General features: G+C 53.2%; 9 protein-coding genes. 4 read left to right on the forward strand and 5 right to left on the reverse strand.

Annotation, left to right across the window (positions count from 1 at the left end; translation table 11 throughout):
• Positions 1 to 42: 42 nt before the first annotated feature.
• A complete protein-coding gene (locus B5D63_RS04380) occupies positions 43 to 1,278 on the reverse strand; it encodes an aspartate ammonia-lyase (protein ID WP_200816910.1) in 1,236 nt (411 codons plus the stop codon).
• A gap of 13 nt (positions 1,279 to 1,291) precedes the next feature.
• Entirely contained in the window at positions 1,292 to 1,444 is a 153-nt protein-coding gene (locus tag B5D63_RS35875; protein WP_200816911.1) for a hypothetical protein, read from the reverse strand.
• A 163-nt stretch (positions 1,445 to 1,607) separates the two neighbouring features.
• On the opposite strand from B5D63_RS35875, the gene tkt reads away from it, so the two are divergent.
• The 3 genes from tkt to B5D63_RS04395 all read left to right on the forward strand — a co-directional run bounded on the left by tkt (position 1,608) and on the right by B5D63_RS04395 (position 5,240).
• Positions 1,608 to 3,638, forward strand: a complete 2,031-nt coding sequence (gene tkt, locus B5D63_RS04385; protein WP_078667527.1) for a transketolase — start codon at positions 1,608 to 1,610, stop codon at positions 3,636 to 3,638.
• Positions 3,616 to 4,362: an HAD-IIB family hydrolase gene (locus B5D63_RS04390; protein WP_078667528.1), complete on the forward strand. Its 747-nt coding sequence runs from the start codon at positions 3,616 to 3,618 to the stop codon at positions 4,360 to 4,362. The genes tkt and B5D63_RS04390 overlap by 23 nt, the downstream gene beginning before the upstream one ends.
• Before the next feature lie 101 nt (positions 4,363 to 4,463).
• Positions 4,464 to 5,240, forward strand: a complete 777-nt coding sequence (locus B5D63_RS04395; protein ID WP_078667529.1) for a porin family protein — start codon at positions 4,464 to 4,466, stop codon at positions 5,238 to 5,240.
• An 8-nt stretch (positions 5,241 to 5,248) separates the two neighbouring features.
• Here B5D63_RS04395 and B5D63_RS04400 read toward each other — a convergent pair whose 3' ends face one another.
• Positions 5,249 to 5,554, reverse strand: a complete 306-nt coding sequence (locus B5D63_RS04400; protein ID WP_078667530.1) for a hypothetical protein — start codon at positions 5,552 to 5,554, stop codon at positions 5,249 to 5,251.
• A 169-nt stretch (positions 5,555 to 5,723) separates the two neighbouring features.
• Between B5D63_RS04400 and B5D63_RS04405 the strand changes: the two genes are divergently transcribed.
• On the forward strand, positions 5,724 to 8,108 hold the full coding sequence (locus tag B5D63_RS04405; RefSeq protein WP_078667531.1) for a glycoside hydrolase family 95 protein: 2,385 nt from the start codon (positions 5,724 to 5,726) through the stop codon (positions 8,106 to 8,108).
• A 66-nt stretch (positions 8,109 to 8,174) separates the two neighbouring features.
• Here the strand turns inward: B5D63_RS04405 and B5D63_RS04410 are convergent, their stop codons facing one another.
• Both B5D63_RS04410 and B5D63_RS04415 read right to left on the reverse strand, forming a co-directional pair.
• Positions 8,175 to 9,323, reverse strand: coding sequence for an efflux RND transporter periplasmic adaptor subunit (locus tag B5D63_RS04410; protein WP_078667532.1), 1,149 nt, complete (start codon positions 9,321 to 9,323; stop codon positions 8,175 to 8,177).
• Between the two features lies 1 nt (position 9,324).
• Complete coding sequence (locus tag B5D63_RS04415) at positions 9,325 to 13,689, reverse strand: CusA/CzcA family heavy metal efflux RND transporter (protein ID WP_078667533.1); 4,365 nt, start codon at positions 13,687 to 13,689, stop codon at positions 9,325 to 9,327.
• Positions 13,690 to 13,799: the final 110 nt, after the last annotated feature.

Genomic DNA, 13,799 nt, shown 5'->3' on the forward strand with positions numbered 1-13,799 from the left:
TATGAATTTGTATTTTCGTTCAGCTTGTTTTGATTCCTGCGCCTATGTATAAATCCCGTGTGGATGGATCATGTTCTCGAAAGAATAGATATCGTTCCACTGTTCTTTTGTGATATATCCTTTTTCTTCTACGACTATCTGATGAATGGTTTTGCCGGTTTTCAACGCTTCCTTTGCAATGGCGGCGCAGGTTTCATAGCCCAGTAACGGATTTAGCGCCGTTACGATGCCGATGCTGTTCATGACCATCGCTTTGGATACATCCGCATTGGCGGTGATGCCGTCTACACATTTGAGGCGGAGCGTATCGAATGCCTGTTGCAGGTAAGTGATCATATTGAACAGACTGAAGGCGATGACCGGCTCCATCACGTTGAGCTGCAGCTGCCCGGCTTCCGCCACCATGGTGATGGTAAGGTCGCTGCCGATGACATAGTAGGCGGTTTGGTTCACCACTTCCGGTATCACCGGGTTTACCTTGCCCGGCATAATGGAAGAACCGGGTTGCAATTGCGGCAGGTTAATTTCGTTGAGTCCTACCCGTGGTCCGGAAGAGAGCAGGCGCAGGTCATTACATATCTTGGACACTTTCACGGCGGTACGTTTCAGCATACCGGACAGCAGTACGAAGGCACCGGTATCGGAAGTAGCTTCCACGAGGTCGGTAGCCAGTACAATAGGCAGTCCGGTCACTTCGCCGAGGTATTGTGTCACCAGTTCCGGGTAGCCGGCCGGTGCGTTGATGGTGGTGCCAATGGCGGTTGCGCCTATGTTGACCTCTGTCAGCAGTGCCTGTATTTCGCGCAGCCGTTGCAGGTCTTCCCGCAGGGTAGTGGCAAAGGCGTTGAATTCGGCGCCGAGGCTCATGGGTACTGCGTCCTGCAGTTGTGTGCGGCCCATTTTAAGCACGTTGGCGAATTCCTTTCCTTTTTTGCCGAAGGATTTTTGCAGGTGATCGAGGGAAAGGAGGAGCTCATTGATTTTCAGGTACAGCGCAATGCGCAGGGCGGTGGGATAGGTGTCGTTGGTGCTCTGGGAGCAATTGACGTGGTTGTTGGGATGCAGGTATTCATAGGCCCCTTTGGGATGGCCCATGTATTCCAGTCCGGCATTGGCGATGACTTCATTGGCGTTCATATTGACAGAAGTGCCGGCGCCGCCCTGTATCATATCGGTAGGGAACTGGTCTGTCAGTTCACCGGCAATGAGCCGGTCGCTGGCTTTTACAATCGCCTCGCCGATGTTGCGGCGGAGGATGCCCAATTCCATGTTGGCCATGGCCGCGATTTTTTTAACATAACCCAGCGACCGGTTCCCGGGAAACAGCCACGCCGGTGATGTGGAAGTTTTCGATGGCTCTCAGCGTCTGGATGCAATAGTATACGGTGTCGTTTATCTTTCTTTCTCCGAGGAAGTCGTGTTCTTTTCTGAATGTCTGTTTCATAGCTGAATATTTTTAGTGGTTAGGATCGTTGTTTTTGACATCACAAAAGTACTCTCGCTGGCAGGCGTGGTAAATGACAGTAGTCAGCCGGCGGATGATTTACGTCAGTTGGTACCTTATTTGTGGCTTTGCTTAACTGATTTCTCCACTTAAATGCCATATCATGAAAGCAATGACCATCGAAGAAAAGTGTATTAACACCATTCGTTGCCTCGCAATGGATGCGGTACAGAAAGCGAATTCAGGGCACCCGGGCACGCCGATGGCGCTGGCGCCGGCGGCGTTTGTATTGTGGACAGAGCACCTGCGGTATAATCCCCGGAAGCCGGACTGGTTTAACCGTGACCGGTTTGTGTTGTCCAATGGCCACGCTTCGATGCTACAATATGCGGTATTACATCTCACCGGCTACGATGTCTCGCTGGATGATATCAAGGCTTTCCGGCAGTGGGAAAGCAATACGCCGGGCCATCCGGAATACCGGCTGACGCCCGGGGTGGAGACCACCACCGGTCCGCTGGGCCAGGGTATTATGACCGCCGTAGGCCTGGCGATGGCTGAAGCGCATCTGGCCGCTATTTTTAATAAGGATGATATAAAGCTGGTAGACCATTATACCTATGTGTTCTGCAGCGATGGCGACCTGATGGAGGGCGCCTCCCATGAAGCCGCGTCTGTGGCCGGTCACCTTGGATTAGGTAAACTCATATGCTTATATGATAATAATCATATCACGATAGAAGGTAATACCTCACTGACGTATTCCGATGATGTGGCCAAACGGTTTGAAGCGTACCACTGGCATGTGCAGGACCTGGGGGATAAGGGCAACGACCTGAAAGCGATATCAGATGCTTTCGCTGCCGCAAAAACGGTGACGGACAAACCGTCTATGATCCTGCTGCGCACGCATATCGGTTATGGCTCACCCAACAGGCAGGACACGCCTGAGGCGCATGGTTCGCCCCTGGGAGCGGAGGAGATCAAACGCACGAAGGCGTTTTATGGCTGGCCGCCGGACCAGGATTTCCTGGTGCCCGATGAGGTGCGGGAGTATATGAAGCATATCATTGCAAAAGGGAAGGAAGCCGAACAATCATGGAATACGCTGAAAGAACAATATCAAAATAAATACCCGGGGCAGTTTGCGTTGCTGCAACAGTATGTTGCCCAGCCGCTGCCCGATGGGTGGGATAAGGACGTGCCGGTATATAAACCGGAAGACGGCCCCAAAGCCACGCGGGAAGTGTCTTCCGGCTTCCTGAACGCCGTGGCGGACAAACTACCCTGGCTGATCGGCGGCAGCGGTGACCTGGAACCTTCCACGCTGACGCTGATTAAATCCTCCGGTTACTTCAGCAAAGCGCATTATGAAAACCGCAATATTGCCTGGGGGATCCGTGAGCATGTGATGTGTGCCGCCAGTTCAGGGCTGCAGCTACATAGCGGTGTCAGGACGTATGCAGCTACCTTTTTCATCTTCACCGACTATGCGCGGCCGGCTATCCGCCTGGCCTGCATCATGGAGCTGCCGGTGATCTACGTGATGACGCATGACAGTATCGGATTGGGGGAAGACGGCACTACGCACCAGCCGGTGGAGCACCTGGCTTCCCTGCGCGCGATGCCGCATCTCTGTGTGATACGCCCGGCAGATGCCAATGAGGCTGCCTGGGCATGGCGTACCGCTATTACCCGCACCAAAGGACCTACCATGCTGGTGTTAACACGGCAGAAGCTGCCGGTTGCCGACCGCAGCAAAGTGGCGCCTGCGCGTAATCTGCAACAGGGCGCCTATGTCCTGTCAAAAGAAAAAGGAGACCGGCCGGCGCTGATACTGATCGCTACCGGCTCAGAGGTGCAACTGGCGCTGGACGCACAGCAAAAGCTATGGGAAGATGATATTGACGCAAGGGTGGTGAGTATGCCCAGCTGGGAACTGTTCAGCGAACAACCGGAAAGTTACCGCCAGCAGGTATTGCCGCCGGCCGTAAAAGCGCGGCTGGCCATCGAGGCCGGTTCTCCGGAAGGGTGGGAGCGGTGGACCGGTGAAAAAGGAGCGGTCATCGGGCTTTCTCATTTCGGTTCCAGCGCGCCGGCCAAAGAGCTGTTCAAACACTACGGATTTACGGTGGACAATGTGCTGGAGAAATCACGCAAACTACTACAGCATGAAAAAGCTGATCGTGTTTGACCTGGATGGTACGCTGGCGGTGAGCAAATCGGCTATAGATGAAAATATGGCCGGCCTGTTGAGCCGCCTGACGCAGATAGCGCAGGTGGCCATCATTTCCGGCGGCAAATGGGAGCAGTTTGAAAAGCAGGTGCTGCAGCGGTTGCCGCAGTCGGCCCGACTTCCGGCCCTGTATATTTTACCCACCTGCGGTACGCAGTTTTATCATTATCAACAGTCGTGGCAACTGTTGTATGCCGAGAATTTCACGCAGGAAGAAAAAGAAAAGATCATCCGGTCTTTGCAGACGGCCGTTAACGAGGCCGGCTATACGATAAATCGTACCTGGGGCGAGCAGATTGAAGACCGCGGTAGCCAGATCACCTGGTCGGCACTGGGGCAGGAAGCGCCGGTAGAAGCCAAAAAAAGCTGGGACCCCGATTTCAGTAAACGAAAGAAAATTCAATCACTACTCGATAAATTGATCCCTGGTTTTGCCGTGAACCTGGGAGGCATGACTTCTGTGGACATTACGCGGGAAGGCATCGATAAAGCCTATGGTATCCGTAAGCTGCGGGATACGCTGCATGTGACCATTGAAGAGATGTTGTTCGTCGGGGACGCCCTGTTTGAAGGGGGGAATGACTATCCGGCGTTACAGGCCGGTGTGCGCTGTGTGGCGGTGAGAGACCCGGAAGATACCCGGCGGGTGGTAGATGCTATTCTCGGGTGCCTGGGTGATTAACAAAAATATTGTTTGTATTTAATCCTATAGTCGTAGCTTTAGGTGATCAACCGGTATGAAATGCTACCGGGAAGAAACTATTCTTTTACAAACAAAACCTTATGAAAAAATTACGTTTAGCCGTTGCCGTTATCGCAGCTGCTGCGCTGTGTCCCTTCATGGCGAAAGCACAAATAGACCTCGGTGCGAAGGCTGGTTTAAGTATCCCTAATCTGACATCCGGCAGTTCTTCCAATCCAATCAATAGCGGCTGGAGCTCCAGGCTGGGGCTGGACGCAGGCATACATGCAGAATTTTACCTCACCAAACGTTTTTCCATCCAGCCTGAGCTGAGGTACTCTTCACAGGGTGGTAAAAAAGACGGTAACCAGGGATTTGTGCCTCAAGGGCAGCTACTGCAATATTTTCAGGCTACCCAGCAGCCAGTGCCTCCTTATCTGTATGCAGATTATAAGAGCGAAGCCAAGTTCAACTATCTGATGGTACCGGTACTGGCAAAATACCATTTCGGTTTCAGTCCTAAATGGGACCTGTATGTAGCTGCCGGTCCTTTTGTTAGTTTTCTGCTGAATGGTAAGAACGAAACAAGTGGTACCAGCCCTATTTACGCTGATGAAGCCCACACCAAGCCATTGCAATTGCCTGCACAGAGCTTTGACAACACCCAGGATATCAAAAATGACCTGAAGAAAGCCAATTTCGGTATCTCGGGTCACGTAGGTCTGGCATATCATGTTAACAGCAGAAGCGCCATCTTCATCGAAGGCGGTGGCAACTACGGTTTCGTAAAAATCCAGAAAGACACCAAAAACGGTGAAAACAATACCGGCGCAGGTGTAGTGGTACTGGGTTATTCTTACCGTATTAAAAACAAATAATCACCCTGTTAAGCCAACAGGTTGAAAGAAACGATGATGATCGTTACACTAATACATACCAAAGACAGGAGGAAGATGTAATCTGCAGCTTCCTCCAGCTTTTCACTTCTCCGCCGCTCCTTCGAGCGCATCGACAGAAAAGACAGCAGACAACTCCCCGTTAGCAGGATCGCCGCAATTCCCGTAGTATCATCAATGATCGTGACCTGATTAAAATGCGCCACTTTAATAGAAGTGAGCACGATCAGGCAGAACCCCAACAGATTACTGGAGGTGTTGAGGATATGGGGTGACTTGTTGTTCTCATTTGCCATAATCAACCTTTCTGACTATTAATTTAAATCATAGAAACGGCGGAAAAAAGTTAAAATACCGTTACTCTCTATTAAAATACGATCAGTGCCTGTTAAGATCTGCTGAAAGGTATACGGACAGCCAATAATATTATTATCTTTCGTCCATAGCATGTAAACAGCAGCGCATATGAAATACCTCATCACCTGTCTGTTGGCGGCAGCAACCACCGCCACAGCATTTGCACAGCAACGCTCCATGAAGCTGTGGTATACGTCCCCCGCCAGCGCTACCGCGAAAGATGGCACTTCTCCCTGGAAAGATGATCCGGCATGGCTGCAGGCCCTGCCCATTGGCAATGGTAATATCGGCGCCATGGTATTCGGCGATGTCAACCAGGAACGGATACAACTCAATGAAAAGACTTTGTGGAACGGCAGCCAGGCAGACAACGATAATCCCGAGGCAGCCAAATATCTCCCGGAAATACGGAACCTCCTGTTCCAGGGCAAGTTCAAAGAAGCCACTGAGCTTACCAATAAAACACAGATATGCAAAGGCGCCGGCTCCGGTCATGGCGATGGCTCCAAGGTGCCCTTCGGCTCCTTCCAGACGTTGGGCGACCTGCGCCTGGATTTCGGCAAAAGCAGCCGCTGCGCGGGCTACCAGCGCAGCCTGCAGCTGGACGACGCCATCGTGCGCGTTAGCTACGAACAGGACGGCGTACATTATACCCGTGAGTATTTTGTGAGTGCGCCGGCCAATGTGCTGGCCGTTAAACTGTCAGCCGATAAAAAAGGCGCCATCAGCTTCTCCGCCACCATGGACCGTCCCGAACGGTTTACCACGAAAGCCACCGCCAATGAACTGGTGATGTCCGGCGCGCTGAACAACGGAAAAGGCGGCGACGGGATGAAATATATGGCCCGTTTGCAAGCCCGCAACAAAGGCGGACAGATAACCTACTCCGGCAATCAGCTAACCGTAAAAGGCGCTGATGAAGTGATACTGTACCTTGCAGCTTCCACCGATTACCTGCCCAACTACCCCGTTTTTAAAGGCCGTGATTTTAAAGGCCTGACCGCCAAAGCGCTGCGGACCGCCACCTCACAGTCTTACACCCAGCTGAAACAGGCGCATGTAAAAGACTATCAACGCCTGTACAACCGCGTAGCTTTGCAGCTGGCTGATGATACTGCTGATGATGTTCCTACCGATGTACGGCTGCAACGCATCAAAGAAACCGGCAACGATAACCATCTGACCGAATTATATTTTCAATACGGCCGTTACCTGCTGATCTCCTCTGCCCGTAAAAACACGCTGCCGGCCAATCTGCAGGGTATCTGGGGCAATAAGACGCTGGCGCCCTGGAACGGCGACTATCATACCGATATCAACGTGCAGATGAACTACTGGCCGGCGGAGGTGACGAACCTCGGCGAGCTGCATCTGTCACTCACCAATTTTATTCAGCGCCTGGAAAAACCGGCTACCCGCTCAGCCGCCGTACAGTTTGGCGGCGCCGGCTGGTGCATCGGTCCCATTGTGAACGTATGGGGCTTTACTTCTCCCGGAGAGCATCCGTCCTGGGGACTTACCGCCGGTTCCAGCGGATGGATCTGCGAGCATCTCTGGGAGCATTTCGCTTTTACCCGCGACTCCGCTTACCTGCGCAAAGTATATCCTACGCTGCGCGAGGTGGCCCGTTTTTATATGGGCTGGCTGGTGAAAGATCCGGTGACAGGCAAACTGGTGTCCGGACCGGCATCGTCGCCGGAAAACGCCTTTGAAGCGCCCGATGGCAGCAATGGTACCATCAGCATGGGACCTTCCCACGACCAGGAAGTCATACAGGAATTGTTCACCAACGTACTACAGGCCGCAGAGGTGCTGCAACAGACAGACCCTTTCCTGGACAAACTGCGCGACGCCAAAAACAACCTGTTGCAACCGCAGATAGGAGAAGACGGGCGGGTGCTGGAGTGGGCGAAACCTTACCCGGAAAAAGAACCGGGGCATCGTCATATGTCGCATTTATACGCCCTTTACCCGGGTAATGCTTTCAATGAAACCCAGACGCCGCAATATTTGAATGCCGCCCGTAAATCGATCGAGTACCGTCTGCAACACGGTGGTGCGCAAACAGGATGGAGCGCCGCCTGGGTGACCAACATGTGGGCGCGCCTGAAAAACGGACCGGAAGCATTAAAGGCGTTTAACATCATCCTGGCGGATAAATCCGCTTACAACCTGTTCAACCTGCATCCACCTTTTCAGATAGATGGTAATTTTGGGGCAACGGCCGGCATTGCCGAAATGCTGCTGCAAAGCCATGAAAGCATGATCACGCTGCTGCCGGCGCTGCCTGCAGCATGGAAAAATGGTATGGTCAACGGGCTCTGTGCCCGGGGTGGTTTTGTGGTAAATATCTCGTGGAAGGAAGAGAAACTGGCGGCTGCTACCCTCCATGCCACCAAAGGCGGCGGTTGCCAGGTGCGTTACCGCGATCAGATCGTAGTGCTCAATACCGAGGCTGGTAAAGACTATCCGCTGGATGCGTTACTTCGCTGATCTTGAATGATTGAACATTTAGCCATTTAATTGTTAAATGGCTAAATGTTCAAATAGCTATATCAACTACTCTTCTTCTCCGGCGGTATTTTTCAGTTTGCCTAATAACGCATAGGCGCCCGTCGTTACAATCTTTTCGTTGCGGAGATCTTTCCCGCCAGGCAACAATTGTATCCTGTTATTTTCTTTCAGGCCGGCATTGACCGGCGTCAGTGTGAAGCTGTTGCCATCTTTGGTAACAAACACATACTCCTTGCCCATATAACGCACCACGGCTTCTTCCGGTACGGTGAGCGCCTGCTGGTTGTCCATTTCAAACGTTGCGTTGAGGAACATACCCGGTAACAGGTCATGCCCCGGATTTTCAAAATGGCAGTGAATCAGGCCGCTGCGGTTGTCGCTGATATTTTTGGTGACGAGGATGGTCTCTATATCGTACACTTTGTCGGGTCTGTCTACCAGCGTCACTTTACCCTGAAGCCCTTTACGGAAGGCAGGGATGTCTTTCTCAAACACGGTAATGGCGGCGTGGATGTCTTCCGGGTTCACCAGTTCAAACAGCACATCAGACGGCATCACATAACGGCCGATGTTAACATTGACTTTCGTTACGTAGCCATTGATGGGAGAATAGATGGGCGCTGTGCGGGAGATGCTGCCCACCGTCAGTTTATCCGGGTTGATGTTGATGATCCGCAGTTTTTCACCTACTGCTTTCAGGGTGACCTGCGCGGTTTTATATTCGTTGAGTACCTGCTGGTATCTTTTTTTGCTGATAGCGTCTGCCTCGCTGAGGGTCCGTTGCCGGTCCATGTCGGCCGACAGGTATTCCATGTTGGCTTTGGCGGTCAGGTATTCCTGTTGCAGTTGCACGTAGCTCTGGTCTTCCATGGTGCCGATGATTTCACCCTTGGCCACCTGGCTGCCGGGCAGCAGCCGCGTGCTTTTCAGGTAACCGCCCATAGGGAAACTGATAGAGATGAGATTTTGCGGAGGCACGTCCACCATGCCGGTGGCGCGCAGGGTCGCATGCATATTAACGGTCCGTGCGCTGTCCAGCACGATGCCGGCATTTTTTTTCTGGACGCTGTCCAGGGTGACGGTATTGTTGTCCGGCGCCGGCTGGCTTTCGGCGGTTGTTTTTTCTGCTGCCGGTTTGTTGTTACAGGCGTATAAGAAGCTGGTGACGGCGATGTATATGAATATTTTCCGCATGTTATTGCTGATTGAATTGTAATAAGTACTCCAGTTCTGTTTTCCGGGTGTTCAGTTCCTTTAAAACATCGATGTACTGGCTTTGCAGGGCTATGGCGTTGCTGATGAGGGTACTCCATTCGATGTACCCTATTTCGCCGTTTTTATAGCTGATATTGGCAGTCTGTATGATGATGTCAGATTGTTTGAGGGCCGACTGCTGATAGTAGCGGATGGCCTGCTGGTATTTCTGATAGTCGTTCCAGTTTTGTTCGAGCTGGGTGCGAAGCTGTACAGCGGCCAGTTCTGTGGCGATAGCGGTGCTGGCCTGCATTTGTTGCGCGGCCTTTATACGCGCTTTTTGTGCCGATGTGAAGATAGGGATGCCAATCCCTATCTGCGCGGCGGAGAACCGGTGTCCGCCGCCGTAGTAGCGTTCCACGTTGTTTTTATCGGACTGCCATCCGATGAAGGACTGGTTGGTATAACCGAGGGACCAGTCGGGCAGCAGTTTTGCTTTTTCCAGTTGTGTTTTGCTGCTGGCCACCTCCTGTTGCTGCTGGTAGGCACGCAGGAAGGGATGTTGTTGCAGTGTGGTGCTGTCAAACAATACTACTGCGTTGGAGAGACTGTCTACCGGGTCGATGTCGGTAGTCGTTTCATGCAGCAGCATGCCCAGCTGGGCGATGGCTGTTTTCTGGTCTGCCTGCACCATGTCGAGCTGTATGCGGGCTTGTTGCGCCTGGTTGTCGAGCGTAGCTTTTTCGAGGAGATTGCTCTCGCCGTTCTCATAGCGAATTTTGGCCACTTTGGAATAGCTGGACAGGATGCTGTCAGTTTTTTGCAGCAGCGTTTTCTTGGCTTTCAGGAATTGCAGCTGGAGGTACGCCAGTTTGACGAGGCGGGCCACTTCCGCCTGTTGCAGCGCGGTTTGCAGTTTGGCCTGTTGCCATTCGCCCTCATATACCTGCCGTTGCCGTTTGTAGACAGTGGGGAATGAGAAGCCTTGCGACAGGGTGAATTTATGATCGAAAGCGGCGCTGTTTACACTGCCAAACTCTGCTGCCAGTGAGGTTTTGGGCAGATCGGTGCTGCTGCGGGTGATGGCTTCGTAGTAGGCTGCCTGTTGGTGGTTGAGCTTCAGTTGCAGGTTTTGTTGCTGTGCGGTCTGAAGGGCCTGCTGTAACGTCAGCGGGCGGGCCGCCTGTGCCTTCAACAGGGATGGCGCGGCGATGAGCAGGAGTATCATCAGGGCGGCGGGCTTCGGTTTTTTCCATCCTTCTTCAAATAATAAAAAGAGTGCGGGAAGCACCACCAGTGTGAGCAGCGTAGCGGTGATCAGTCCGCCGATCACAACGGTGGCCAGCGGGCGTTGCACTTCAGCGCCGGCGCCGTTGCTCAGCGCCATGGGCAGGAATCCGAGAGAGGCCACGGTGGCGGTCATCAGTACGGGCCTTAACCGGTCGTGAGTAGCCTGTATGATGATTTGCCGGATGTTGGTCATACCACTGTTTTTTAACTGGTTCATTTCTCCGATTAACACGATCCCGTTTAATACTGCCACGCCGAACAGGGCGATAAAACCGATGCCGGCGGAGATGCTGAATGGCATGCCGCGCAGCCACAGCGTGAATACGCCGCCAATGGCCGACAAGGGAATGGCGGAGAATATCAGCAGGCAGTATTTCATTTTGCGGAAGGCGAAAAACAGCATGAGGAATATCAGCAGCAGGGCAACGGGCAGGGCTATACTGAGCCTTTTGGTAGCGTGCTGCAGGTTCTCATACTGTCCGCCGTAGGTGATATAATAACCGGCAGGCAGTTTGATCTGTTTGCCTACTTTGGCCTGCAGTTCTTTTACGATGCTCTGTACATCGCGGCCGCGTACGTTGAAGCCGACGGTGATCCTGCGGCGGGCGTCTTCGCGTTGTATCTGGTAAGGGCCGTCTTTTATGCTGATATCTGCGAGTACATGCAGGGGCACCTGTTCCCCGTTGGGCAGTCCTATCTGGAGATTGTTCATTTCGTCCAGGTCTTTTTTCTGTTCGTCGTTCATGCGTACCACCAGGTCGTAGCGCCGGTCGTTTTCGAATACCAGTCCCGCAGAGGCGCCGGCATAGGCGGCCTGGATGGTGTTGTTCACATCACTGACGGAGGCGCCGTAGCGTGCGATGGCTTCCCGGTTGTAGTTGACCACCAGTTGCGGGATACCGGTCACGGTTTCCACATAGAGGTCTTTCGCCCCTTTGACGGTGTTGATGACCGCCCCGATTTTATCTGCATAAGCCGCCAGGGAATCGAGGTCGTCACCGAATATTTTGCAGACCACGTCCTGGCGGGCGCCGGTCATCAGTTCGTTGAAGCGCATTTGTACGGGGAACTGGAAGCCGGTGGTGATACCTGGTATTTCTTCCAGGGCTTTGCTCATTTTGCCTGCCAGTTCCGGGAAGGACGATGCGCTGGTCCACTGGTGTTTGGGTTTGAGGATCACCATGAGGTCGGCCGCTTCCATCGGCATAGGGTCGGTGGGTATCTCGCCTGAGCCTATTTTAATCACGACTTTCTCCACTTCGGGAAAATTTCTGCGCAGCACCTGTGCCGCCTGGCTGGTGCCTTTGATGGTGGTCGTCAGTGAGGACCCTGTCAGCATCCGGGTGTCGACCGCAAAGTCTCCTTCTTCCAGCTGCGGGATAAATTCGCCGCCCATGCGGGAAAGGATAAACGCTGCCACGAGCAGCAGCAGTGCTGCTATGCCTACGACCAGTTTGGGAATGCCCAGCGCTTTTTGCAGCAGGGGATCGTACAGGCGTTTGATGCGTTCCATCATTTTGTCCGCGAAACTCTCTTTATGGCTGAGTTTTTTGTTAAGGAACAGGGCGCCCATCATGGGCACGTAGGTGAGTGACAGGATGCAGGCGCCGAGGATGGCGAAGGATACGGTTTCGGCCATGGGGCGGAACATTTTTCCTTCGATGCCCTGGAGGGATAGGATGGGCAGGTATACGATGAGGATGATCACCTGACCGAATGCCGCGCTGCTCATCATGGTTTTGGCGGAGGATTCCACTTCGTCGTCCATTTGTTCCTGCGTGAGTTGTCTGACGCCGCTGAGCGTGGCGCCCCGCGTGAGTTTATGCATCACCGCTTCGATGATGATGACGGCGCCGTCTACCAGCAGGCCGAAGTCCAGCGCCCCAAGGCTCATCAGGTTGCCGCTTACGCCGAACAGGTTCATCATAATGAGGGCGAACATCATGGACAGCGGTATGACGGAGGCTACGATCAGGCCTGCGCGGATATTGCCCATGAAGATGACCAGCACGAGGATCACGATGGCGGCGCCTTCCAGCAGGTTACGTTCCACCGTGGAGATGGCGTTGTCCACCATTTTGGTCCGGTCGAGGAAAGCTTCTATGGCTACGCCTTCCGGTAGTGTTTTTTCGATGGCTGCGATCTTCTCTTTGATATTGGAGATGACTTTATTGCTGTTTTCTCCTTTCAGCATCATGACCACCGCGCCGGCTACTTCGCTTTCGCCGTTGAGTACCACGGCGCCGTAGCGGATGGCGGTGCCGATTTTTACGGCGGCTACGTCGCGGACCAGGACAGGGATGCCATTGTCGATCCTTTTAACGGCGATGTTGCCGATGTCTTCCTGGTTCTGAACGAGGCCTTCGCTGCGGATAAACAACACGTTTGGCCCTTTTTCGATGTAGGCGCCGCCGGTGTTCTGGTTGTTTCCCTGCAGGGCGCGGAATACATCGGAGATGGTGATCTGATAGCTTTTCAGTTTGTCGGGGTTGACCGCCACTTCATATTGTTTGACAGTACCGCCGAAAGAGCTGACATCGGCCACGCCTTCGGTGCCCAGCAGCTGGCGTCTGACGGTCCAGTCCTGTATGTCACGCAGCGTGGTGAGGTCGTATTTGCCTTCATAACCGGGCTTAGGTTTTACCACATACTGGAATATCTCGCCCAGGCCGGTGGTCACAGGGCCCAGCTCCGGTTCCGTCATGCCCGGCGGTATTTGCTGGCGTACCTGTACCAGCCGCTCGCTTACCTGTTGCCTGGCCCAGTAAACATCTGTCCGGTCGTTGAAGACGATGGTTACCAGGCTTAGTCCGAAACGGGAGAAGCTGCGTTGTTCTATAATACCGGGGATATTACGGGTGGCCTGTTCGATAGGCACGGTAATAAATCGCTCTACGTCGGGCGCTCCCAGGCTGGGAGCGGAGGAAATGACCAGCACCTGGTTATTGGTGATGTCGGGCACCGCGTCGATGGGCAGCTGGGTAACGGAATAGCTTCCCCATCCAATCAGTGCCAGTATAAACAGGCCGATGATGAGCTTGTTTTTAATGGAAAAACGGATAATGCTGTTTAACAAAACGTACACTTTAAAGAATTGACGAATGCAGAATGATGCGCTTTTCCGCAACACCATTACAGTGCTGTACTCCCGGTTTTTAACCCGGGGAGGACAGAAAAGGTTCAGGC

The sequence above is a fragment of the Chitinophaga eiseniae genome (assembly GCF_900167135.1).
Classification (GTDB): domain Bacteria; phylum Bacteroidota; class Bacteroidia; order Chitinophagales; family Chitinophagaceae; genus Chitinophaga; species Chitinophaga eiseniae.